This is a genomic window from Maricaulis sp. D1M11 (assembly GCF_047308265.1).
In the GTDB taxonomy this organism is placed as follows: Bacteria; Pseudomonadota; Alphaproteobacteria; order Caulobacterales; family Maricaulaceae; genus Maricaulis.
Genome location: NZ_JBKQWY010000005.1, coordinates 251,377 through 274,811, shown reverse-complemented (window position 1 = coordinate 274,811; position 23,435 = coordinate 251,377). Strand labels below are relative to the sequence as shown.

General features: G+C 59.9%; 25 protein-coding genes and 1 other RNA gene. 16 read left to right on the top strand and 10 right to left on the bottom strand.

The genetic code is table 11. The features are described 5' to 3' along the window. Positions 1-2: 2 nt before the first annotated feature. Entirely contained in the window at positions 3-224 is a 222-nt protein-coding gene (locus RMQ97_RS10465) for a ribbon-helix-helix domain-containing protein (RefSeq protein ID WP_413660822.1), read from the bottom strand. 124 nt (positions 225-348) lie between these two features. On the opposite strand from RMQ97_RS10465, the gene RMQ97_RS10460 reads away from it, so the two are divergent. The 3 genes from RMQ97_RS10460 to RMQ97_RS10450 all read left to right on the top strand — a co-directional run bounded on the left by RMQ97_RS10460 (position 349) and on the right by RMQ97_RS10450 (position 1,938). Next, a complete protein-coding gene (locus tag RMQ97_RS10460) occupies positions 349-672 on the top strand; it encodes an ArsR/SmtB family transcription factor (protein WP_413660821.1) in 324 nt (107 codons plus the stop codon). Next, entirely contained in the window at positions 659-1,084 is a 426-nt protein-coding gene (locus RMQ97_RS10455) for an SRPBCC family protein (protein ID WP_413660820.1), read from the top strand. Before RMQ97_RS10460 ends, RMQ97_RS10455 begins: the two co-directional genes overlap by 14 nt. Before the next feature lie 185 nt (positions 1,085-1,269). Then, positions 1,270-1,938, top strand: a complete 669-nt coding sequence (locus RMQ97_RS10450; protein WP_413660819.1) for a DNA-3-methyladenine glycosylase I — start codon at positions 1,270-1,272, stop codon at positions 1,936-1,938. Here the strand turns inward: RMQ97_RS10450 and RMQ97_RS10445 are convergent, their stop codons facing one another. Together RMQ97_RS10445 and RMQ97_RS10440 are read right to left on the bottom strand one after the other, a co-directional pair. Next, positions 1,939-3,195, bottom strand: coding sequence for a hypothetical protein (locus RMQ97_RS10445; RefSeq protein WP_413660818.1), 1,257 nt, complete (start codon positions 3,193-3,195; stop codon positions 1,939-1,941). It abuts the gene before it with no gap. Positions 3,196-3,270: 75 nt separating this feature from the next. After that, positions 3,271-3,504, bottom strand: a complete 234-nt coding sequence (locus tag RMQ97_RS10440) for a DUF4169 family protein (RefSeq protein WP_413660817.1) — start codon at positions 3,502-3,504, stop codon at positions 3,271-3,273. A 197-nt stretch (positions 3,505-3,701) separates the two neighbouring features. Here RMQ97_RS10440 and RMQ97_RS10435 point away from each other — a divergent pair, with 197 nt between their 5' ends. Both RMQ97_RS10435 and RMQ97_RS10430 read left to right on the top strand, forming a co-directional pair. Then, positions 3,702-5,378 (top strand): methyl-accepting chemotaxis protein, encoded by a 1,677-nt coding sequence (locus tag RMQ97_RS10435; protein WP_413660816.1) that lies wholly within the window; start codon positions 3,702-3,704, stop codon positions 5,376-5,378. 12 nt (positions 5,379-5,390) lie between these two features. After that, positions 5,391-6,602 (top strand): alginate export family protein, encoded by a 1,212-nt coding sequence (locus RMQ97_RS10430; protein ID WP_413660815.1) that lies wholly within the window; start codon positions 5,391-5,393, stop codon positions 6,600-6,602. Positions 6,603-6,825: 223 nt separating this feature from the next. Here the strand turns inward: RMQ97_RS10430 and fumC are convergent, their stop codons facing one another. Beyond that, positions 6,826-8,220 carry a class II fumarate hydratase gene (gene fumC / locus RMQ97_RS10425; protein ID WP_413660814.1) on the bottom strand — a complete coding sequence of 465 codons (1,395 nt, stop codon included), beginning with the start codon at positions 8,218-8,220 and terminating at the stop codon, positions 6,826-6,828. Positions 8,221-8,297: 77 nt separating this feature from the next. Here fumC and RMQ97_RS10420 point away from each other — a divergent pair, with 77 nt between their 5' ends. From RMQ97_RS10420 to RMQ97_RS10410, 3 genes are all read left to right on the top strand, one after another. Beyond that, complete coding sequence (locus tag RMQ97_RS10420; protein WP_413660813.1) at positions 8,298-8,723, top strand: RusA family crossover junction endodeoxyribonuclease; 426 nt, start codon at positions 8,298-8,300, stop codon at positions 8,721-8,723. A gap of 83 nt (positions 8,724-8,806) precedes the next feature. Then, a complete protein-coding gene (locus RMQ97_RS10415; protein ID WP_413660812.1) occupies positions 8,807-9,430 on the top strand; it encodes a hypothetical protein in 624 nt (207 codons plus the stop codon). 94 nt (positions 9,431-9,524) lie between these two features. Then, complete coding sequence (locus tag RMQ97_RS10410; RefSeq protein ID WP_413660811.1) at positions 9,525-11,450, top strand: alpha/beta fold hydrolase; 1,926 nt, start codon at positions 9,525-9,527, stop codon at positions 11,448-11,450. A gap of 17 nt (positions 11,451-11,467) precedes the next feature. Here the strand turns inward: RMQ97_RS10410 and RMQ97_RS10405 are convergent, their stop codons facing one another. The 6 genes from RMQ97_RS10405 to RMQ97_RS10380 all read right to left on the bottom strand — a co-directional run bounded on the left by RMQ97_RS10405 (position 11,468) and on the right by RMQ97_RS10380 (position 15,631). Beyond that, complete coding sequence (locus tag RMQ97_RS10405) at positions 11,468-12,685, bottom strand: MFS transporter (RefSeq protein ID WP_413660810.1); 1,218 nt, start codon at positions 12,683-12,685, stop codon at positions 11,468-11,470. Between the two features lie 27 nt (positions 12,686-12,712). Continuing rightward, a complete protein-coding gene (locus RMQ97_RS10400; RefSeq protein WP_413660809.1) occupies positions 12,713-13,189 on the bottom strand; it encodes a PaaI family thioesterase in 477 nt (158 codons plus the stop codon). A gap of 8 nt (positions 13,190-13,197) precedes the next feature. Continuing rightward, a complete protein-coding gene (locus RMQ97_RS10395; protein ID WP_413660808.1) occupies positions 13,198-13,704 on the bottom strand; it encodes an SspB family protein in 507 nt (168 codons plus the stop codon). 215 nt (positions 13,705-13,919) lie between these two features. Then, on the bottom strand, positions 13,920-14,243 hold the full coding sequence (locus RMQ97_RS10390) for a hypothetical protein (RefSeq protein WP_413660807.1): 324 nt from the start codon (positions 14,241-14,243) through the stop codon (positions 13,920-13,922). 612 nt (positions 14,244-14,855) lie between these two features. Beyond that, positions 14,856-15,212: a transfer-messenger RNA gene (gene ssrA / locus RMQ97_RS10385) on the bottom strand. 29 nt (positions 15,213-15,241) lie between these two features. Then, a complete protein-coding gene (locus tag RMQ97_RS10380) occupies positions 15,242-15,631 on the bottom strand; it encodes a VOC family protein (RefSeq protein WP_413660923.1) in 390 nt (129 codons plus the stop codon). Between the two features lie 402 nt (positions 15,632-16,033). Here RMQ97_RS10380 and RMQ97_RS10375 point away from each other — a divergent pair, with 402 nt between their 5' ends. The 8 genes from RMQ97_RS10375 to ilvC all read left to right on the top strand — a co-directional run bounded on the left by RMQ97_RS10375 (position 16,034) and on the right by ilvC (position 23,415). After that, positions 16,034-16,888, top strand: coding sequence for a thymidylate synthase (locus RMQ97_RS10375; protein WP_413660922.1), 855 nt, complete (start codon positions 16,034-16,036; stop codon positions 16,886-16,888). Positions 16,889-16,897: 9 nt separating this feature from the next. Then, complete coding sequence (locus tag RMQ97_RS10370; protein WP_413660806.1) at positions 16,898-17,212, top strand: phosphoribosyl-ATP pyrophosphohydrolase; 315 nt, start codon at positions 16,898-16,900, stop codon at positions 17,210-17,212. Continuing rightward, positions 17,212-17,769 carry a dihydrofolate reductase gene (locus tag RMQ97_RS10365; RefSeq protein ID WP_413660921.1) on the top strand — a complete coding sequence of 186 codons (558 nt, stop codon included), beginning with the start codon at positions 17,212-17,214 and terminating at the stop codon, positions 17,767-17,769. The genes RMQ97_RS10370 and RMQ97_RS10365 overlap by 1 nt, the downstream gene beginning before the upstream one ends. Before the next feature lie 128 nt (positions 17,770-17,897). Then, complete coding sequence (gene hflK, locus RMQ97_RS10360; RefSeq protein ID WP_413660805.1) at positions 17,898-19,046, top strand: FtsH protease activity modulator HflK; 1,149 nt, start codon at positions 17,898-17,900, stop codon at positions 19,044-19,046. Next, positions 19,046-19,930 carry a protease modulator HflC gene (hflC, locus tag RMQ97_RS10355; protein ID WP_413660804.1) on the top strand — a complete coding sequence of 295 codons (885 nt, stop codon included), beginning with the start codon at positions 19,046-19,048 and terminating at the stop codon, positions 19,928-19,930. The genes hflK and hflC overlap by 1 nt, the downstream gene beginning before the upstream one ends. Positions 19,931-20,117: 187 nt before the next feature. Beyond that, on the top strand, positions 20,118-21,500 hold the full coding sequence (locus RMQ97_RS10350) for a Do family serine endopeptidase (RefSeq protein ID WP_413660803.1): 1,383 nt from the start codon (positions 20,118-20,120) through the stop codon (positions 21,498-21,500). Then, the gene (gene miaA, locus RMQ97_RS10345) at positions 21,497-22,426 is read left to right on the top strand and encodes a tRNA (adenosine(37)-N6)-dimethylallyltransferase MiaA (protein WP_413660802.1); all 930 of its coding nucleotides are present in this window, start codon (positions 21,497-21,499) and stop codon (positions 22,424-22,426) included. Before RMQ97_RS10350 ends, miaA begins: the two co-directional genes overlap by 4 nt. Then, positions 22,423-23,415 (top strand): ketol-acid reductoisomerase, encoded by a 993-nt coding sequence (ilvC, locus tag RMQ97_RS10340; protein WP_413660801.1) that lies wholly within the window; start codon positions 22,423-22,425, stop codon positions 23,413-23,415. Before miaA ends, ilvC begins: the two co-directional genes overlap by 4 nt. The last annotated feature ends 20 nt before the right edge of the window (positions 23,416-23,435 follow it).

The following is a 23,435-nucleotide window of genomic DNA, read 5'->3' as shown; positions in this document are numbered from 1 at the left end:
TCTCACAGGGGTGTGCGTTGGCTTACTAGTTCGCGGACCACAAACACGCGCAGCGCAGAGGCCAGGCCGTTTTCGCCCCGGGCCGCATCGATCTCGCCGACCAGCCCAGCCAGGGACTGGTCCCGCAGGGCCGCGATCCGGTCGATCTCTGTCCAGAATTCCGCTTCCAGTGACACACTGGTGCGATGGCCCGACAGGGAAAGGGAGCGTTTGACAAGCGGCATGGCGGTCTCTGGCTGGATGACCCTTCCTTTTTATGCCTCTGCTTGGCAGTGCACAATGTTTCGCTTGACATAAAACCAATGGGTTTCATATAAATGAAACCGAAAGGTTTCATGTGAGGTGATCATGCAGGATGTTGTGTTCAAGGCGTTGGCCGACCGGACTCGACGGACGATTCTGACCCGGCTGGCAGCCGGTCCACAAACTGTTGGCGCATTGGCCAGCGAGTTCGACATGACCCGTCCAGCAGTTGCGAAACACCTGAAAGTCTTGAGCGATGGGGGACTTGTTTCCGTCACGGTGAAGGGACGTGAGCGCATCAATTCGCTGAATCCCCAACCTTTGCGGCTGGTTGCCGACTGGCTTCGCCTGTTCGACGTCTTCTGGGACGTGCAGCTGGCTGAACTCAAACACGTTGTAGAAAAGGAGACGCGTGGTGGATCAGATTGAAAAGACAATTTTTCTCGAGGCGAGTCCTGAACGGGTCTGGGACTTTCTCACCCAGGCTGATTTGTTGGCGCTTTGGTTCCAACCGGCTCAATCCGATCTGGAGGCCGGGCAGTCTTACGGGCTGTTGAACTCAGATCGTGATCCGGAAGCCCAATGCTGGGGGGAGGTTCTTGAAGCCGATCGACCTCACAGGCTGGTCTATTCCTTTACCCACACCTGGCTGGAAGGTCGAATGACACGTGTCGAGTGGACACTCACCGAGTTTGCACAAGGCACGCACCTTCGCCTGGTCCACGATGGTTTCGCGAAGGCTGCTGCCGATCCATTCAAATCATTGTGCGACCACGATGTGGGCTGGGACGGTCACCTGAGCCGGCTGCGGGTTGAGGCAAAGATCGCGGTCGCGGCCTGACTGCCCTTTGCCATCATGTTTGCCGTGTAGTGGCAGGGTGCGGGCCGGGCCTGTCAGGCTCGGCCTCATCGCCTGCGAGTTTGCGGCGAGCCTGGTCTATGTACCCCGGCATCCGGGGAATGACGGAATGGGCTTGAGTTGAGCTGTGTTCCCGATATGTTCGTAAGGTGTCTGGAGGATTGAGCATGACATCGATCGCGCAAATCGAGGCCATGGCGCGCCAGCACCATGGGGATCTGGACGCCCGTCTGGCCGAGCATGCTCATGCTCGTTCTGCGGAAGACTTGCGGGCGGTGAGTGATGATCGCTATCTGGCGCTCATGACGAAATGTCTGTTTCAGTCCGGCTTCAACTGGAAAGTCATTGAGGCCAAGTGGGAGGGGTTTGAAGCGGCCTTCGACGGGTTCGACCCGGTGCCGATCAGCTTCTATTCCGATGACGATGTCTCGAGACTGGCCAGCGATACCCGTATTGTCCGCAACGGCCAGAAAATCATGGCGACCGTCGCCAATGCAGGTTTTGTCGCCGATGCCGCGCAGGAGCATGGCGGTTTTGGGGCCTATCTGGCGAATTGGCCGGTGGAAGACCAGATCGGTTTGATGGATGAGCTTAATCGTCGGGGCTCGCGCCTGGGGGCCATGACCGGGCAGTATTTCCTGCGTTTTGCTGGCTGGGATGCTTTTATCCTGTCACGCGATGTCACGGCCGCGCTGATCCGCGAAGGCGTGATCGACAAGGCGCCGACATCCAAAAAGGCCCGCACGGCCGTGCAGGCCGCCTTCACCCGCTGGCGCGATGAAAGCGGCCTGAGCCAAACGGCAATATCAAGATTACTGGCCTTCTCGGTCGGGTGATTATGTGGCGTTGGGTGTATCCACGACTACTCTGACCGTTGTCTCCGGACGCGGTTGAGCTGGAGCCGGGCTTGATCCCGTGCGGGAGGAGACCTCGACCTCCTCGGACGCAAGAGGGTCAGAGGGGCCGCCGCTTCTCAGATTCATGATCTTGCGGAGCAGGTCGAACCAGAAGGGCGCACCCAGGGAGAGCGCAATTCCAGTGAGGCTCAGTCCGATAATCTGCCGCAGGATGATCCACCAGATGGAGCGGCTGTCGTGCGGCTCTTCCGCGGTTTCATCGCAGAAGAGTGTCATGAAAACACCCGGGCGCACGTAATCATGTCCGCTTGGATCCGGGACTCTGCCGCCACACCATTGCGACGCGATACCGCCCAAACCGGTAAGAGGAAATGTGCCGAGCTCGTCTGAAAACCTCTCCATACGCTCCATGGCACGATCCACGGATTGTGCATCAATCGGACGGTCGGACAAATACTCCGAATCGGCCTCGGCGAAAGCCTGGGCCTGGACCAGCAAGCCTTCGCGCAAGGTCTTGTCGGCCCACAGGCTTTGGGCAATGTCGATTGTGTTTGCATTGAGAATAACTGCGAGAGCGAAACCCATGCCCAGAGTCCAGACCCGGATGAGTCGCTGGTATTCACCCTGGATGCGGACGATGGCGCGGTCATAAATGTCTTCGATTTTGTCGATGGCCTCGTTCAATCCATCCGCCGTCCGGGTACTCAGCGTGGCCATTTCCTGACGGATCATGGCGCCCAGAACCGTGTCTGTCTTGATGTTCCGAAGATTGTTGAGGGTTTGGCTGGCAGCCTGATCTGCTGAACTGGCGGAGTCCGTGGCTGTGGCGGAAGCCGGGGATTCGTGATGGCGATTTGCCCATTCAAGAACCGACAGCGCGAAGGCCCGGGGCGCGATTGAGGATGGACCGATACGTGACACAAATCCCAACCGTCGCGGGACGCTGGGTTCTGTTTGGTCGGGATCCGTTTCGTCCGGTTCAGGGATGATCTCCTGCCCGGTCGAAGCCGCCGTCAAGAAGCGGAAGGGTGTGGTCTCACGAAAGGCCCGCCAGTGTGACTCACCGCCTGACGCTCTCGGTGTCAGCAGAGTGCGCAGTCCGTCGCGCAGCGTGCGCTGTCGCAATTGGTAAAGCCCCCCTGCAATCCCCTCCACGAGGGCCGTCACGAACAGGCTCAAGACCAGATACAAGAAGACGAGGCCGATCGCGACCTCCAGTGCAATGCCCAAACCCATGAAGTCCCTCCCCGGACGTGTGCTTACCGGGGTGTATTGTGCGCATAAGCAGCTTCACGTCGAGTATGATCTGGGTCACGCGTCGTCGGAATCCGGGGCGTCAGGTTTAAGACCGGACCTGTTCTGCGATGGTGGTGTGCGTTTATGAGCCTCGACCTTTGTCAATTCATGTGCCCTACGCGCTGCGCTGAGTTCGCGAACCGCTTTGGGGGTGCCATGCTCCACCCGATTGGCTTCGGCCTGTTTGTCCTTGTCTTCACGCTGTTTGCGTTTGCGGAACTGGCGCAGATTGATCGGTTTGGAGGTCATCTCTCAAGTTTGCATGACCATCGACCCGTCGACAAGCGGGGAACGGCTGGAGGTCGAGCCATGGGCGATGGCGGGGAGCTCAGCCAAGTATAGGTCAGTGTCTGTATGGCAAATATTATATGAATCGCGGTCCAGATTCCGGTAACTTTGCAAGTCTAGATGTGGTGGCTGTTGCATAATCGAACAAAGGTTCCGCCATGTCGTTGTCCTCTCTCCATCGCCTGTCTTTACGCAGGTTGTTGCAAAGCCTGACTGCAGCCTGCCTGACCGTGCTTGTGGTCAATATGGCCGTGGACTGGGTTGCCGGGCAAAGAATGGCGCAGGCCAATCAAGAGGGACGAACAGCAACCAATGTCCTCGTCTCGGCGAGCGCTCTTGAAAAGGATCTGACCTCACTTCTTCGGGATACCTACTTGATGGTCGGTGCGGTGAATGCGGAACGCATCGAGGCGGTCGAAGGCAATATCGTCGATTTCGGTACCGCGTTGTCGGACACGGAAGCAGTGGTTGAGCATCCCGACTATGTGTCCGCGCTGGTAAGGGTGCGCGCTGATTATGTCGCTCTTGATGAATTGTTGCGCGAAACGATCAGTCAGGGTGTTCGTTTTGATGCAAACGGGCGGAACCAGTTTTTTGACGAACTTGCTGTGTACGATGACGCCATGGACACGGCAATCGAAGTGGTGCGTGATGGTGCGACTGCGGACCTCGCGGCAGCTCAAGCCCGCCAGGATGCTCTGGAAACACTCGTGTTTTGGGTGGCCATCTCCGCTATTCTTGTTGCCGCGGCACTTCTCCTGATCATTACAAGCATTGTTGGCCGGGTTCTGCTCGATTCGGTTCGTTCCGTTCAGGATGACCTGGGCGGGCTGGCCGCGGGGCGTCGCGATATCGAGGTCAAAAACACGGATCGTTCCGACGAGTTTGGCGATCTCGCCCGGGCTCTCGATACTCTGCAAATCGCATTGCGTGAAGCGGATGTTATGCTGGAGCGTGAAGCGGCTGAAGAACGGAACAAGCTGGAGCGTGCCGAACGTCGTGAGGCAGCCCTCGATCGGTTTGAATCGGCCTCGACCGAGCTCCTCACCAGTGTCATGACCGCGACCGAACAATTGTCTGCTTCTGCGTCGCAGATGTCCTCCTCGTCCGAGCAAGCGGCGCAACAGTCCCAATCCGTCAACACAGCGACACAAAATGCAGCGGAAAGCGTCCAGGCAGTGGCCGCGGCATCGGAGGAATTGTCTGCCTCGATCAGTGAGGTTGCAGGCCAGATTTCCAGAACCAGTCAGTTGTCGACTGTGGCCAGTGATGAAACGCGAGCGAGTTCGTCTGTGATCCAGGAATTGGCGACTTCGGCTCGTGATATTGGAGCGATCCTCGATCTGATCGAGACCATTGCCGAGCAGACCAATCTTCTCGCCCTCAACGCAACCATCGAGGCCGCTCGAGCGGGAGAGGCCGGCAAGGGTTTTGCGGTGGTCGCATCGGAAGTCAAAGCGCTAGCAGAACAGACCACGGGTGCCACTCAGCAAATTACTGACCGGATCAGCGGCATTCAGGCGGCGTCGAATTCGTCGAACGAATCCATAGCCCGAGCAATGCGGGCTGTGACCGAGCTCGGAGAACTTGCCGTTGCTTCGGCCTCCGCGATTGAGGAGCAGCGTGCGGCAACAGCAGAAATCGCAAACTCTGCTCAGCGGGCCCAGGAAGGGACTGGCAAGGCCGCCGAGGGGGTCGAGCAAGTGGCCAATTTCACGGGCGAAACGGCAGGCACGTCTCGCTCGGTCCTGGAGGCCGCTGAAGAAATGACCAAAAGACAGAATGCCTGGAAGGCTGAATTCGACGCATTTCGCGAATCCATTCGGGCGGCTTGAAAGGTGCGTGTTATGAAAATGAATGTATTGGTTTTGGCTGTTTTCGCGGGTTCAGCCTTGAACGCTCCGGGATATGCGGATGACGACTGGGATTTTGGTCTGGATGTCCGTCTACGTTTTGAAGCGGTTGAACAGACCGGCAAACAGGATGCCGAGGCGCTCACCTTGAGAACGCGTGCGCGTGTTACGTTGCCGCTTTGGTCCGGTGTGCAGTTTCTCGGAGAAATCGAGGATGTGCGTGACTTTGGCGTTGGTGAGCGAAACTCTGGACTAAATGGTCAGTCACAATTCGCGACCATCAAAGATGATGACAATACCGAACTTCAGCGCTTCCAGCTCACCTGGACCCCGCAACCCTCTTGGCGGGTGACGGCGGGCCGACAAAATCTGTCATTCGACAATAATCGGTTCGTCGGATCGCCCGGATGGCGCCAGGACAAGACGACGCATGATGCGTTGGAGATGCGATGGCAGTCCGGAGCGCTGACAGGACGGTATGTGTATCACTGGCAGGTCAATCGAGGTCCGGGTGAAGAGTTTGACTGGGACACGGATACCCATCTGGCTCATCTCGCCTATCAATGGAATCCGGATCATACCGTGGCCGGCTTTGCTTATCTCATCGACTTGACCGACCCGCTTGCTCCCCGACACCGGTCCAATGCCACATGGGGCGTGAGAGCCAATGGTCGGTTTGAACAAGGGGAGTGGACCTGGTCTTACCAAGCCATGTTCGCGCACCAAACGGATTATGGGTCTGCGTCGGATGCGTTTGATCTGGGTTATTGGGGGGCAGAGCTCGGCATCGCTCGCCATGGCTGGTCCGCCCGCGTCGGATTGGAAGAGATCGAGGGAGATGGGCAGCGCTCTGTTGCCAATCCGCTCGCGGCCAATCATGGCGTCGCGGGCTGGGCCGATGCGACACACGGCGGCGGCGCCATGGGCCCCGCAGATGGATTGTCGGTCCGGTATGTCGGTGGCGGGTATCGCCACAGGACGTCACAAAGCTTCTTGCAGTCTGTCGCGGTGGGGTTCACCGCCTGGACCTTTGACTTTGAGAGAACAGGGCTGGAATTTGGGGAAGAGCTCGATCTTTTCCTGAACCTCGGACTGACGGACAGGACCGGCTTGTCATTCCAGTTTGCTGACTTTGACGGCGTGGAGGCCAATGGCGCCGCAGCGGATCGTCAAAAGAGCTGGGTGTTCCTGACCTACAGATACTAGTGGGTCGTTCAACCCGATCCAACGGCAGGGCTGGATGCGAGGCACCCGGCTCTGTTCGTTTGTTCAGGGCAAGACTATCCCTGTCCCGGTGACGACAATGTTGGGTCAAATCGTCACGACGTGAGAATTCCGCCGGTGACGATGATGCCCGCCCCCGAGAGCGATTTTATAAAAGCGGTCGCTCTCGAGGGGGGTGTGTACCGGGCGGGTGTAGGACGCCAGCCTACGCTTTCGGGCCGATCATCTGTTCCGGACGCACAATGGCGTCGAACTGTTCCTCGGTGACAAAGCCCAGCTTGACGGCTTCCTCACGCAGGGTGGTGCCGTTCTTGTGCGCCGTCTTGGCGACAATGGTCGCATTGTCATAGCCAATGGTAGAGTTGAGCGCCGTGACCAGCATCAGCGAGCGTTCCATCAACGCCTGGATATTGTCCTCGCGTGCCTTGATGCCAATCACGCATTTCTCGGTGAAGGTGTTCGCTGCGTCTGCGAGAATGCGCACGGATTGCAGCACGTTGAAGATGATCACGGGCTTGAACACGTTGAGTTCGAAATGGCCCTGGCTGCCAGCCATGGAGACGGTCGTGTTATTGCCCATCACTTGGGTGCAGACCATGGTCATGGCTTCGCACTGGGTCGGATTGACCTTGCCCGGCATGATGGATGAGCCCGGCTCGTTCTCCGGCAGGGCAATCTCGCCCAGGCCCGAGCGCGGACCAGAGCCCAGAAGCCGGATATCATTGGCGATCTTGAAGAGCGACACGGCGACCGAGTTGAGCGCGCCATGGGCTTCAACCAGCGCGTCCTTGGTGGCCAGGGCTTCGAACTTGTTTGGCGCGGTGATGAAGCCAAGCTGGGTCAGGCTGGCGACCTCCTCGGCGAAGGCTTCGGCATAGCCCGGCTTGGTGTTGAGGCCGGTGCCCACAGCCGTTCCGCCCATGGCCAGTTCCAGCAGGGCCGGAAGGGTCGCCTCAACGCGGCGAATTCCGTTTTTCACCATGGCCACATAGCCGGAGAATTCCTGGCCCAGTGTCAACGGTGTGGCATCTTGCAGGTGGGTGCGGCCGATCTTGATGATGTCCTTGAATTCCTGCTGTTTGTCATTGAGCGCATTATGCAGGGTCTGCAGCGCCGGCAGGAGACGATGGGAGATCTCTTCAGCCGCTGCGATATGCATGGCGGTCGGGAAGGTATCGTTCGAGCTCTGGGACCGGTTCACATGATCATTGGGGTGGACCGGATCCTTGGAGCCGACCGTGCCGCCCAGGATCTGGATGGCGCGGTTGGACACCACTTCATTGGTGTTCATGTTGGATTGGGTGCCGGATCCGGTCTGCCAGACGGATAGCGGGAAATGCTCGTCCAGCTTGCCTTCGGCGACTTCCAGGGCGGCCTGGGCGATGGCGTCGGCCAGCTCCGGTTCCAGATTGTCCAGGCGCTTGTTGGCCAGGGCTGCCGAGCGTTTGACGATGCCCAGGGCACGCACCAGCGGCAGGGGCATGGTCTCGGTACCGATCGGGAAATTGATCAGGGACCGGGCCGTCTGGGCACCGAACAGCTTGTCCGCCGGGACTTCGAGGGGACCAAAACTATCGGTTTCTGTGCGCATCTCGCTCATGAGGGGAGGCTCCTTGCAGCTGGAGGTCGGTCGGCTCATATATGGCCGTATATGATTCGGACGTGTATCAAACACCCATGACGGATCAAGCAAGAGATGCGCATCGCCGACGGGGGCAGGCGCACACCTGGATCGGAAAAGGGAAGGTTCAAGCCGCCATGTCGGGTGACGAGCTGAGCTTGCGCGTGGATGCGCTGACGACGCAGTCGCGGCGTTTCAAAACGCTTATTGGCGAATTCTTTCGCCTCGAATTCAAGCGTGCCCGGCCCAAATATGGTCCCTATGAAGTCGTGATCGTGATCGAGCGGACCGAGCGCAGCCCCGTCCATGATGTCGATAATGTTGCCAAGGCCGTGCTGGATGCGCTCACCGGGGTGGTCTTCCATGATGACAGCCAGGTGGAAAAACTGCTCGTGACCAAACAGATCGGCGAGCGCGCCCGTGTCAGTGTCACCGCCCGTCCGCTGGTTCGTCCGGAGCAGGACCTGCTCGAAGAGGCGTAGGCCTGGCGCCTTGATCCGTCGATTCGCTCTTCCTGTTGCCGGAGATTGCGCTAGGCTTTGCGCAACGGACATGGGGGGACATCATGACACACCACACCGCGACACATCACATCATGCGGGCGGTGATACTCGCAGGCGCGACCCTGGGCCTGTCTGTATCGGCACATGCGCAGGACAGCACGTATACATCGCTCAATGAGGAGACATGTCGCACGCTCTCTGTGTCCGAGGAAGGAATTGCAACGCGTGTGGGGCTGGCCTGTGAGGGGCTGGATGGATGGACGGTTTATCGCGAGGCGGATGATCACGGCGAATGGGCCGGTTTCAGCCAGGGTGACGTCATGCCCGATCGCCTGCCCTATGGCGGATATCTGGGCAATTTCGGGCATTTCCATTCTGTGATCGAGTGGCGCCGTGACACGGACGGGACCGCATTTGCGACCATTCACCGATACTACTCCACAGTCTTTGACACGGGCGAGCCGGAGGGCGTGTCTGTCTTGATCGTGACCGGCCTGCGGCCCGGCGCCGATCCCGAGGCCTGTCATGTGGGTTATGTCGTGGCCAGCGAGGTGGAGGATGCCAATACACAGGCGCGCCTGATGGCCGACGAGATGGCGCCTCATATCGCGTGTGACGATCATCGCCCATTCCGGATCGACGCGGAGATCCCCAGTGTCATCCAGTTGATTCCACTGCAACATTGAGGTTTTAATCGCTAACCTGAATTCGCTGTAACCCTCTGGATTTCGCGTCCTGCGCGACTTAGCCTTCTTCCCGGATCATGACGGGGAGATTGCCATGACACGATTTTTTCTTCTGGCTGCGGCCAGTGCGTTGACACTGGGCGGGTTGGCCTCAGCCCAGGTCGAGCGCGTGGTGGTGGGAAATCTGGAGATGGAGAACATCCCGGAAATCCCGGCCGACGTCCGTGAGCGCTTGCGCACCTATCAGAATGTCCGCGGTGCCGGGTTCCAAGGCTTTTTGCCGGATGGCGGCATTTTAATTTCCACCCGTTTTGCGGAAACCAGCCAGATCCACCGGGTCGACAGTCCGCTGGGGTCACGCTCGCAGCTGACCTTTTATGATGAGCCCGTGGGCGGTGCGAGCCTGCGTCCGGGCGGGAGCGGGGAATTCCTGTTCTCCCGCGATGTCGGCGGTGATGAATACTTCCAGCTCTTCCTATTTGACACCGAGACAGGCCGGGTGCGCCAGTTGACCGAGGCCGGATCGCGCAACGGATCTGCCAGCTGGTCAGAGGATGGCGAGCAATTGGCCTGGTATCGCTCCACCGAAGGTGATCCGAACTGGGATATTCTGGTGGCGGATACGGATAATCCTGCCAATCGGCGTGTTCTGGTCGAGGGTGAGGGGGCCGTCTTCCCGGGGGATTGGGCGCAGGATGGCTCCAAACTCGCCATGATCCGGTATCACTCGATCACCCATAGTGATCTCTTCATCGTGGATGCGGCGAGCGGGGCGGTGAACGAACTCAATCCGGATCTCGATATCGCCTATGCCGCCCATGAGTTTGAGCCGAGCGGTGAGACCCTGCTTGTGGTGACCGACGCCAATGCCGATTTCCGGCGGGTGGTGCGTATGGATGTCGAGACCGGCGAGATGACACCGGTCAGCCCCGATCATGGCTGGGATGTCCAGGGCATGGATCTGTCCCCGGACGGGCGGACCCTGGCCTATGTGCTCAATGCGGGCGGCGTCTCCGAACTGCACCTCATGGACGTCGAGACGGGAGAGGCCCTTGAGGCGCCCGACCTGCCGGTGGGCCTGGTGGGCGGTATGCGCTGGGATGCGGCGGGGGAGCGGATCGGCTTCACCCTCAATGCGGCGACCTCACCCAGCGATGCCTGGATTTATACACGCGAGAGCGGTGCTCTGACCCGCTGGACGATGAGCGAGGTTGGCGGGCTCAATGCCGAGACTTTCGTGGAACCCGAGCTGATCAGCTATGAGAGCTTTGACGGTCTCGACGTCCCGGCCTTTGTCTATCGCCCGGACGCTGAAGGGCCGCACCCGGTCATCATCTCCATTCACGGGGGACCTGAGGGTCAATATCGCCCGGGCTTCTCTTCGACCTATCAATACTGGCTCAATGAGCTGGGCGCGGCTGTGATCGCCCCCAATGTCCGCGGATCGAGCGGGTATGGCCGCGAATATGTGATGATGGACAATGTCTTCCAACGCGAGGATTCGGTGCGTGATATCGGCGCGCTGCTCGACTGGATCGAAACCCAGCCCGACCTCGACAGCGAGCGTGTCGTTGTGTTTGGCGGCTCCTATGGCGGATACATGGTCCTGGCCTCGATGGTGCATTATTCCGACCGTCTGGCGGGCGGTGTGAACATTGTCGGGATTTCGGACTTCAGAACCTTCCTGGAAAACACGGCGGGCTATCGCCGGGATCTGCGCCGGGCGGAGTATGGTGATGAACGCGATCCGGATGTTGCGGCCTTCTTCGAGGAGATCTCGCCGGCCCGTCAGGCTGCACAGATCACGGCCCCCTTGTTTATCATTCAGGGTCTGAATGATCCGCGTGTTCCGGCCAGCGAGGCTGAACAAATCCTGGCGGCCGTGCGCGAGGCCGGTGGCGATCCCTGGTATCTGCTCGCCAATGATGAGGGACATGGTTTCCGCAAGAAATCCAATCGTGATTTCCAGCGCGAGGCCGAAACCCTGTTCTTCCGCGATGTGTTCGGGCTGGACGACTAACACGCAACACTCAGCCCTCAGCGACGTCCCGAGGCCAGTTTTCCGGCTTCGGGGCGGGCGCGCAGGGCGGCCATCGCCCAGACACCCAGCGCCGGGCCAATGGCCAGGGGCGCAAATCCCCACACCCATCCGGCAAAACCAATCCAGAGCGGCAGGATCTGCACCAAAACGGCGGTGAGTGCGAAACCCATGGCCGTTTGAAGTGTGAGGAGCGTACCGGTGCGTTCGGGAGGGGCCAGTTCGGCAATAGCGGCGGAGAATTGGGCACTGTCAGCAATCACGCTCATGCCCCAGATCCATAACAGGGGGAGCAGGATCCAGGCCGGTGCACCAAACGCGAAACCGCTCAACACGGCACACAGTCCGGATATGCTCATCGCGGCGATGGTGGTGGCTGTGCGTCCCCATCGATCGGCCAGCCACCCCACCGCCAGACAGGCGAGAGCGCCCACGGCAACTACAGAGAAAGCGATCTGATCGGCCAGCGTACCGGTCCAGCCGCGCAACGCCCCGTGGGCATGCAGGAAGGGACCGATCCACGCCCACATGGCGTACAACTCCCACATATGGCCCAGATAACCCAGATTGGCGAGGCGCAGCGCCGGATCGCGCACCGCCATCAGTGCGGCTGAGGGGTCGAGGGGCGGAGCGGGTTTGAGGCCGGGTCCCGGCTTGGCCAACAGGATGAGCATCCCGGCGGACAGGGCGGCCAGGGCCGAAATCAGGAAAGGGGTTTGCCAGCCCAGACCCAGCCCGGCTGCATTAAAGGCGAAGGGCAGGGCAGACCCCAGGGTCAGGGCGCCAACCAGAAGTCCGACAAGAAGTCCGGCATCGCCTCGCGCCCAGCTCGCGGCCAGTTTCATACCGACGGGATAGACCAGGGCCAGGCTGGCCCCGGCCAGGGCTCGCGTTGCGATCAGGGCCAGGCTGTCGGGCGGCAAAACCAGAGCGATCAGGTTGGCAAGAGCGGCCATGACACTGCCGAGTGTAAAGACACGGCGCGGGTCAAAACGATCAGGCAGGCCATAGAGGGCACTGGTTATCGCGCCGATCACAAAACCGATCTGGACGGCGCTGGTCAGCGCGGCCTGGTGCCAGGAGGCCAGTTCGGCCGCATTGAGAAGGGCCGGCAGTGCGGCTGCACCTGCAAACCAGACCGACAAGGCCAGGATCTGGGCCAGGGCAATCAGGGCAAGGGCTTTGGCCTTGCCGGAAAAATCGGAGATCTCGGTCATGGGGCTCGCGCGCTGTCGGGGCGGGCTCTATGTAGGACGGCGAACCTGGCAGGTCGAGGTGGCCTTGGCGGCGATCTGCCCGTCCGGCGTCCAGATCGTCCCTTCCATGAAGGCGATATTGCGTCCGATACGCACGGCCTGACCGTGACCCCGGCAGACACCCAGGGGCAGGGGGGCGAGGAAGCTGGTTTTCATTTCCAGCGTCGGCACACCGACCGTAAATCCCTCGCCAATGACCACGGCGAAGGACATGACCTCGTCCAGCATTGCGCAGATCATTCCGCCCTGCACACCGCCGCGCATATTGGCCGTGCGTGGATCCGGGTCAAACTCGGCCTCGATCCACGCGTCCTCTATAGAGAAATCCACGGCCTTGAAACCCAAGAGGCTGGCCGCATGCGGCTGGGTCCGCAACTGGTCCATGACATCGCGAATCTCGTTCGCGGACAGTCGTTCGGGGCGACCCGGGCGCAAATCGGCGGGCAAGGGCGGCTTGTCCGACACGATGATGGCTATTTCTTGCGGAAACTGTCCAGACTCACAACCTGGCCACCGCCATCACCGGGCGCGGGCCGGCTGGGAGGCGTGTCCGGGGCGTCCGGGTTGTCATCATCGATCTCGGAGCCCAGCTCTGCCTCGATATCATCATTGTCCGCTTCCGGATCCGGGTCGAATTGCAGGTGGAAACCGACGCTGGGGTCGTGGAAGCGTGAGATCGCCGAAAAGGGCAGGCTGAGATATTTTGGCACGCCGGAGAAGCGAAGTGTCACTTCGAAGCCGCGATCCGTGATATTGAGATCCCAGAACTGGTGTTCCAGCACGATCGTCATTTCGTCCGGATATTTTTCCAGCAGGCTGGCATCGATATCCACCCCCGGCGCACGGGTGCGGAAGGTAATGTAAAAATGATGATTGCCAGGAAGGCCTTCGCCGCCCGCTGCGACCAGCAGGGCCTCGCGAACAACGCCGCGCAAGGCTTCTTGCGCCATGATGTCGTAGCGCATCAGATCTTTTGCCATCGGCCATTCCCCCTATGCCTTCGTGAGGCAAGGTAAACGCGTCTCAAGGGAGGTCAAACGACTTCGCTCAGTCGAACTGCAAGAGCCGTTAATGCAGTTGCAACAATGCGACGCTTTTAGAAATAGCCGAGGTAAGACATTGAATTGCCCGTTGCGGGCGAGAGAAAAAAGAAAGGCGCCCTCAGGCGCCTTTCCAATCCGAATGAGCGGATGACTTAGCGGCCGGTGCAGCCTTTGTTGTCATAGAGCTCGGTCAGGTGGTTGCGGCGTTCTTCAACCAGATCCATGGCGCGGTCGGCTTCCATGTAGTTACCGACAGCGGCAGGCCAGAAGAAAACGACAGCCGCAACATTGGCGGTGTTGACGCCCTGATTGTTCTCGGCTTCTTCCTGAACGGCGTCCAGGTTGTCGAATTCGGTGACGAGTTCAGCACAGGTCAGGTCACGATCGCCCGGCTGGCGCGCGGCAACTTTGGTCGTGGATGTACAACCGGTCACGGCAAATGCAGATGCCAGAGCAATGAAGAAAAGCTTTTTCATGATGTCCCCCAAATAAGCTTGCTTGTCCGCTCTATACGCTCAATTCGGGCATGTCAAAGTGAAACACGTGAGGCGCGTTGATTTGTGGTGTTGAGTGGCAGAAAGTGCGGGGTGCAGCCAATAAACGGTTGTAAAGTAAGTCAGAAGTGAATGTTCACGCACATGTGAGGGCGGGAGGGTACGCCAGTTCCGAAGCGTTTCGAGCGCTCCGATTCGTGCTCTCGTCTCAGGTCGACCGGTCTCATGCAACGAACGGATCAAACGACGGGAAAGGTAAGAATAGAACGACGTCAATGACGGCGTGCTCTTGATGTCGTCATGCATGGACGGTCAGCGCTCCGGGCGGATCAGGCGTGTGTACTGACCGGGCGTTGGAAACAGGATCGACCTGCGACCAGACGCGCGCGGGAGTTGGGTCAGTTCGATGGTCGTTCGGCCATCGGTTCACTGTCAAAGACCGTATCCACGCCAAACACTCGGCATCTACCCCAGACAGACGGTTTGCAATCGACGTAAAGAGAGTGTCGCGCGCAGGGTGCGGATCGCACCCTGTAGACGCATCAGGCGGACAAAAATGTGGCCAAGAGAGTGTCGGCAAGGGTTGGGGAGAGAAGTGGAGGCTTCTGTTGCCAGGCGCCTCCGAGCCCCGCCTGAGCATGCTAAGAGCCCAGGAGTTTTAGGCGAGATATCCCGCGCTGCTTACGCAGCGAGAGCGACCTCTTCAGCAAAGTTGTCGTTGGCAACTTTCAAAAACGAGCCTGTAACGGGCCTCACCCGAGCGAAAGCATACCCCTTTACCCGTTCGTCAATCCTGTTTCGGCCCCGCACGCTGTGCCACGACACAGAGGTATTGGTGGAGCCGCCGGGTACTGCCCCCGGGTCCGATCCGGTTATTACGAGCGCGTTTATCGCCATAGCTGGCGAACCAGCCTCTTCAATATAAGCGATACGAGGGGCGGGTGAAAGATCCCCGCCCAGTTCGCTCGCTGTGCTGGGGCTTATCCCGCGCTCGAATAGTCCATAAAGAACACATTGAGCTTGTTGCCATCGGGGTCGCGGAAATAGCCGGCGTAGAAACTGCCATCACCGCGCGGGCCGGCCGGACCCTCGCACTGGCCACCGAGCTCTTCCACAGCCAGCTTGTAGACCTTGTCTACTTGTTCGCGGCTGTCGGCCTGGAATGCGGCCATGACACCATTGCCAACCGTTGCCGGGTTGCCGTCAAAGGGTTTGGTCAGGCCGATACCGGCGCCGCCGTCCGGCTTGCCCCAGGCGATGAAGTTCTCGTCGCCCATCATGCGGCTCACGCCGAATTCGGCACACAGCTTGTCATAAAAAGCGGCCGCCCGGTCCAGATCATTGGTCCCCAAAGTGACATATCCCAGCATTCTCATATCTCCTGAAGGTTTGGCCCGGTCCGCGCGTGCAAATCCGGACAGCAAAAGCGTCATCAAAACGTCATTGAATTGGGGCCACACAAGATCGGCCCCCACAAAACATGTTCTTGTTATGTTCTTGCGAGCACCTTAGCCTCAGACTATGCAAACGCAAGTCCAAAATGTCTCGCTCACCTTTTTGAAGTCTCGATTGCGCGCGGAGATTTGTGTGGATGGAACTGATTTCACCGACGTGCCTCGAGCGAATCGGCGCTAAGATTTTGTGTTGAACGTTCAGAGTCCCACGACCTGCCCCAATACTTGCCTGAATACCCGAGCCGGCAGGAGAGGAGAGTTTTCATGGCGGATATCGCCCCCCTGACATCGACGTCCAATGCGGCCGAAGGCTCCAAGATGACCGAGGCGTCCAACGAGACGCGGTCGCGCCGCGACCTGTCTGCGGGATCAAAGGTTGAGCGGGCCTATCTCGAACTCCTCGAAGACATTCTGGAAACCGGTGCGGATCAGGATGATCGTACGGGCGTTGGCACCCGTGCGGTCTTTGGCCGGCAATTGCGTTGCGATCTGTCGGAAGGCTTTCCGCTTCTGACCACCAAGAAAGTGCACTTCAAGTCCATTGCCATTGAACTGTTGTGGTTCCTGCGCGGCGAAACGAATGTGCGCTGGCTGCAGGAGCGCGGGGTGAGTATCTGGGATGAGTGGGCCGATGAGAATGGCGATCTCGGACCGGTTTACGGTAAGCAATGGCGCCGCTGGGAAGGTCCCGACGGGACGGAAATCGATCAACTGTCCAACATTCTTCAGCAGATCAGGAGCAATCCGGCGTCACGCCGCTTGATCGTGTCCGGCTGGAATCCGGTGGACGTGCCCAACATGGCCCTGCCGCCCTGCCACACGCTCTATCAATTCAATATCGCCAACGGGAAGCTGTCCTGCCAGCTGTATCAGCGCTCGGCCGACATGTTCCTGGGCGTACCATTCAACATCGCGTCCTACGCCCTTTTGACCTGTATGGTGGCCCAGGTCTGCGGTCTGGAGCCGGGTGAGTACATTCACACCTTTGGCGATGCCCACATCTATTCCAATCATGTGGACCAGGTGCGCGAGCAGTTATCGCGGACACCGCGAGCCCTGCCGCGCCTGCAGCTCAATCCGGAGGCCCAGGACCTGTTCGCCTTTGAATACGAAGACATTGTTCTCGAAGGTTATGACCCGCATCCGCGCATCACTGCGCCTGTCGCGGTCTAGGAGAATCCCATGTCTGACCTGATGGAGCTGGCCGACAGGATCGGCGCCGTTTCCGATATCTATGCCGAGCGGTTTGATATCGACCGGTCCGGCGACTGGCATGTGCTCAAATTGCAGGAAGAAGTGGGTGAACTGACACAGGCCTATCTCACGGTCAGTGGACGGACGCGTCGTCCCGCCGATACGGTTGCGCGCGAGGCGCTGGCACGGGAGATGGCGGATGTGTTGGGCATGCTCTTGCTGCTGGCGCGCGATGAAGGGGTCGATCTGGACCAGGCCGTGCGCGAGAAATGGCTGCGCTATCTGGAGACGCAAACGGTATGATGCCTAGGTCTGATATCGGTGGGGGCGAGATGCCCCGGACGATTGTTCCGCGTGTGTCTTTGATGGTGGCCCGGGGCCGAAATAACGTGATTGGCAGTGCCGGTGGCCTGCCCTGGCATTTGTCGTCTGATCTCAAACTCTTCAAGGCCGTGACGTCGGGCAAGCCGGTGATCATGGGGCGCAAGACCTGGGACGGCCTGCCCCGCAAGCCCCTTCCCGGCCGGCTGAATATTGTGGTCACGCGCCAGACCGGCCTGGCCGCCGACGGCGCCGTTGTGGTTGGCGATCTCGGATCGGCCCTGGCACGAGCGTTCGAACAGGCCAATCTTGATCGCGTGGACGAGGTCTTTGTGATCGGTGGCGCACAGATCTATGCCGCGGCCATGCCTTTTGCCGACCGGCTTTATCTGACCGAGGTGGATGCGGCACCGGACGGGGATGCCTGGTTCCCCGAGTTTGATGAAGCGGCGTGGTCGGAAATCGGGCAGGAAACCTATCCGGCCGGAGAGCGCGATGATCATGACTTCATTTTTCGCGCCCTCGACCGGCTGAAATAGCGTTCGGGCCACACAACATACCCATGATGCGGGACTGGATGTGTGTGCATCCCTCCCTGTTCTGCTTGAAAGCCGGGCCGCATGCGTTCATGTATGTGTCAAGATTAGCGAGAGGTTTGAGCACACTCATGCCATGGAATGACAATTCTGGCGGCGGCGGAGGTCCCTGGGGCTCCGGCGGTGGAAACAATAATCCGAACAATCCCTGGGGGCAGCGCCCCAATAACAATGGCGGCGGCGGAGGTCGCGGGCCGGAGGGACCGGATCTCGACGATGTCGTGCGCGATCTTCAGCGCATGTTCGGTGGGCTGTTCGGCGGCAAGGGCAGCGATAATGACAATGCCGGTGGTCCGGGCCTGTTTGGCCTGCTTCTGGTGGCGCTTGCGGCCCTGATCGTCTGGTTGTTTATCGGTCAGGCTGTCTATTTCATCCAGCCGGGTGAAAAAGGTGTGGTGATGCGCTTCGGTGCGTATGATCGCACGACCGATTCCGGGATGAATTTCAAATTCCCCGCTCCGATCGAAACGGTGATCCGGAACCAGTTCACCGAAGTGCGAAATGTTGAAATCGGTCGTACAGATGAGGAAAGCCTCATGCTGACCCGCGATGAAAACATCGTGGACATTGATTTCACCGTGCAGTGGCGTGTGGACTCGCGTGACCCGGAAAACGGTGTGCGCAATTTCGAATTTAACGTGCTTGATCCTGCCGTGGCCGTGAAGGCCGTGGCCGAAAGTGCCATGCGTGAAATCGTCGGTACGACGGATCTGCAGCCGATCATCACGACGGGCCGGACCGAAGTGGCCGCCAGTGCCAAGGAGATCATTCAGCGTACCCTGGATGAATACCAGGCCGGTGTTGAGATTCTGGATGTCCAGCTGACCTATGCTGACCCGCCCGCGGGCGATGTGGTCGTCGCCTTCCGCGATGTCGACTCCGCACGTCAGGACCGTGAACGCTTCGTTCTGGACGCCCGGGCCTATGCGAACCAGGTCGTTCCAGAAGCCCGTGGTAATGCGGCGCGCATGCTGGAGGAAGCCCAGGGCTATCGTGACAGTCAGATCGCACGGGCTGAAGGTGATGCGGCCCGCTTTACCCAGATCTATGACGAATATGTTCAGGCTCCCGAGGTTACCCGGCGCCGTATGTATCTGGAAACGATGGAAAACGTGCTGCGTGATTCCGAACTGATCATTCTGGACGAGCAGGGCGGCGCTGTGCCGTATCTGCCGCTGGACCGTCTGGGCAATGCCCGCAACACCCAGGGAGGCAATTGATGAACCGTCTTCTTCCTCTCCTCGTCCTGATCGTGGGCGCCGGTTTTATTGGTCTCAACTCCGTCTACACGGTGGATGAGCGCGAACAGGTGCTGATCGTGCGTTTCGGTGAAGCGATCTCCCAAGTCAATGAGGCTGGTGCCGACAATCCGGGCCTGCATTTCAAATACCCGTTCGTCGATCAGGTGATCCGTTTCGACAAGCGGAACATGGAATTCAACATGCGTCCGGCGGAAATCCTGGCATCGGACCAGGAACGCCTGATCGTGGATGCGTTCTTGCGCTATCGTATCGTAGATCCGCTGCGTTTCTTCCAGACGGCCCGCACGATCCGGGGCGGTGAAGGTCTTCTCTCTCCGATCATGCAGGACAGTCTGCGCGGTGTGATCGCCTCTTTGCCGTCATCCGAAGTGGTGTCCGGTCAGCGTGCCGAACTCATGGTGCGCATCCAGAGCGCCGTTGAGCTTCAGGTCGCCAGTCAGGACCTGGGCGTCGAGGTGATCGATGTGCGTATCCTGCGCGCCGATCTGCCGCCGCAGATCCAAGGCCAGGTCTTCCGCCGGATGATTTCCGAACGGAGCCAGCAGGCCCGCGGTATCCGCGCTGAAGGCGAGGAGCAATCCCGTCAGATCCGCGCTGAGGCTGATCGGGAATCCGTCGTGATCGAAGCGCAGGCCCAGGCCGATGCCGAGCGCATCCGCGGTGAGGGTGATGCGCGCCGGAACGCGATCTATGCCGAGGCCTATGGCCGGGATCCGGAGTTCTTTGCCTTCTATCGGTCGATGCAGGCCTATGAGACGGCAATCGTGGATGGAACACCGATCGTCATCCCGCCGGATTCGGAATTCTTCTCCTACTTCCAGGAGCGGGGCGGCGACCGATAATCACCCCGTTTCAAGACATGAACCCCGGTGCAGCCTGCCTGTGCCGGGGTTTTTTCTTGCACTTCATCGAAGATGACAGGCTCGACAGGGGATTGACGTTCCTGTCAGCCCGCTTGCCGCCCCCCCCCGGCTAGCGTTATCACACGATACACATGTTTACCGTTTTTCTGTTTGCCGGATCGATCTCATGCGTCTGATTGCTGTCCTCGCCCTTGTGACCTCTACGCTCCTGCCCGGAGGTGCTGCCGCCCAGGTCGTGATCGGGTTTGCGGATCTGGCCGAGCGCCTGTCCCCGGCTGTGGTTAATATCTATACCCAGCAGGAGCTGAACCGAGAGGATGGTCTGCCCTTTTTTCCCGAAGGGTCGGCCATTGAGCGGTTCAACCAGTATCGTTCGGATGCGCCGCGGATTGCCAATTCTCTAGGATCAGGTTTTGTCATCGATGAAAGCGGCCTGGTGGTCACCAATCACCATGTCATCGATGAGGCGGACTTCGTGCAGGTCGCCTTCTCCGATGGTCGTACGTTTGAAGCGGAAATCATCGGTACAGATTCAGTCACTGACCTGGCCGTGCTTCAAATCCAGTCCGAAGAACGCTTCCCCCATGTGGAATTCGGGGACAGCGAAGCGGCCCGGGTCGGCGAGCTGGTTATCGCCATTGGCAATCCTTTCGGCCTTGGGGGATCCCTGTCGCAGGGTGTTATTTCGGCGCGCGGACGCGAGACCGGCGGGCGTTATGATGACTATATCCAGACCGATGTCGCGATTAACCGGGGAAATTCAGGTGGTCCGCTGTTCAACATGGACGGGGAGGTGATCGGTGTGAACACGCAGATTCTGTCCCCGACCGGAGTGAGTATTGGTATCTCGCTGTCCATTCCGTCCAACCTGGCCGAAGGCGTCGTGCAGCAGTTGGTGGAGTTTGGCGAAACCCGGCGCGGCTGGATTGGTCTCAGCGTACGGGATCTTTCGCAATCCCTCGCGGAAAGCTACGGGCTTGACGGGTCCTATGGGGCTCTGGTCAGCCGGGTCACGCGCGACGGGCCGGCCGCCGAGGCCGGACTGCGGCAGGGTGATGTCATTTTGACCTTCAATGGCGAGCCACTGGAAAACAGTCGATCCTTGCCGCGCCTGGTCGCGGATGCGGATATCGGCTCCACGCTGACGCTGGATATAATCCGTGCGGATGAACGTCAGACACTCGATGTCGAGGTCGGGCAGCTGCAGGAAGATGTCGCTGCCACCGTCTCCTCGGGAGACGGTCTGCCGGAGGCAACCGGCAATGATCGCAATCGCATTCTCGGCATGGCAGTCACAAGTATTACGCCCACTCTGCGCCGCCGGCACCAGATCCATCCCGATGCCAGCGGTGTCGTGGTTGTCGACGTGTCCAGCGACAGCCGGGCTTTCGGGCGTATCCGCGTGGGCGATGTGATTGAACAGGCCGAGTTCAACCCGATCGAGACCGTTGCGGATCTGCGTCGCATCGTCGACGGGGCCGGAGACCGGGCGGTGCGCCTGCAGATTAATCGTGCGGGCCAGTTCGTCATGGAGGCCGTGCGCTCGTGACGCCTTGCCTGCTGATTGCCGGGCCGACTGCGGCGGGCAAGACGGCGCTCTCGATTCATGCCGCTCACCAGCTGGACGGTGAGATCATCAATGCCGACAGCATGCAGATCTATGCCGGTCTGCCTCTTATCACGGCTCAGCCTGACCCGGAGGAACGGGCGCGTGTGCCGCATCACCTGTTCGGCGTCTGGGATGCCGGGTTTCGCGGGTCGGTCGGAGACTGGACACGCGCGGCGCTCGAAGAGATCGGCGCGGTTCGCGCGCGCGGGCGCACGCCCATCCTTGTGGGCGGGACGGGTATGTATTTCAAGGCCCTGACACAGGGTCTGGCTCCGGTGCCCGAGATTGATGAGGTCAGTCGCGGAAAAGCCGAGACCCTCCTGGCAACAGGCGGTACGCAGGCCCTGCGGGCCGAGGCTGAGCGGTTCGATCCGGCGTCGACGGCCCGGGTCGCTGCTGCCGACCAGCAGCGTTTGCAGCGGATTGTCGAGGTTGGCTATGCCACCGGTCGGGCTCTGAGTGATTTCCACGTCGAAACCGCGCCATTACTCCCGGAGGGCGACTGGTTTGGCATTGTTCTCGATCCCGAGCGGGAAGCACTCTATGCACGGATCGAGCAGCGTTTTGATCAGATGGTCGAGCGGGGTGCACTGGCCGAGGCGCAAGCCTATGCGGAGCGCGGTCTGGACCCGGCTCTGCCTGCGAGCAAGGCGCTGGGGCTGCCGCCCTTAATGTCACACCTGGACGGTGAGATGCAGCTGGAACAGGCGACCGAACTCGCAAAGCGCGATAGTCGCCGGTATGCCAAGCGGCAAATGACGTGGTTTCGCAATCAGCATGCCGACTGGCCCCGACTGAGGGCTCTTGAACCGGCGGCTGCCTGCCGCGAACTCGATGCAATCCTTGCGGAGGCTGACCTGATATGAGCGACGCGCTCTACACTGATGACATCGATATGAGTGTCCTCGCGGGGCAGAAACTGGCTCTGGTTGGCTATGGCAATCATGGTCGCTCGCATGCTTTGTGCCTGCGCGATAGTGGGATGGGCCCGATCCGGATTGCCCTGCGGGATGGTTCGCCCAGCCGCAAGACGGCGCAAGACGACGGTTTTGAGGTGGTGGGCCTGGAAGAGGCCGCCGGGTGGGCGGATCTGGTGGCCATCCTGGCCGCGGATGAAGCCCATCGCCAGATCTGGACCGAGGCCATTCGCCCCTACCGCAAACCGGGCCAGGCCCTTTTGTTCTGTCACGGGTTTTCAGTGCATTACGGCTTTGTCGAAGCGCCTGAGGATGGCGATGTCATCCTCGCAGCCGCCAAAGGCCCGGGCGGTGCCGTCCGCCAGGAGTTCGAGAAGGGCAGCGGTTTGATCGGTTTCTGGGCGGTTCACCAGGACGTGTCCGGTCAGGCCGCCGCGATCGCACAGGCCTATCTGGCCGCCATCGGATCGGGAAATGTCGGAATTTTTGAAACGACATTCCGCGAAGAAACCGTGTCCGACCTGTTCGGCGAACAGGTGATCCTGGTCGGCGGAATGGTCGCCCTGGCGCGTGCCTCGTTTGATCGCCTGGTGGCGGCGGGCGTGTCACCGCGTATGGCCTATATCGATTGTGTGCACGAGATTAAATACCTCGCGGATCTCGTGCAGGATCGCGGTATCGCCGGCATGTTCAAGGCCATTTCCGATACCGCCGAGTTTGGTGCGCGTGAGGTGGAAGCGGATATTGCCGGACCGGGGCTGATGCAGGCCTTTGACCAGGCCATGGCGCGTATTGAAGATGGATCCTTTGCTCGCAAATGGGTTGAGACCTATGAGGCCGGTAACGCCATGGTCACGGATCGCGAGCAGGATGAGGTTTTGCCGGTGGAAGCTGCGGGGCGCGATCTCCGAGCCCGCCTTAAAGGTGCCAAAAAATAGCCTTTGTACGGACGATTAGT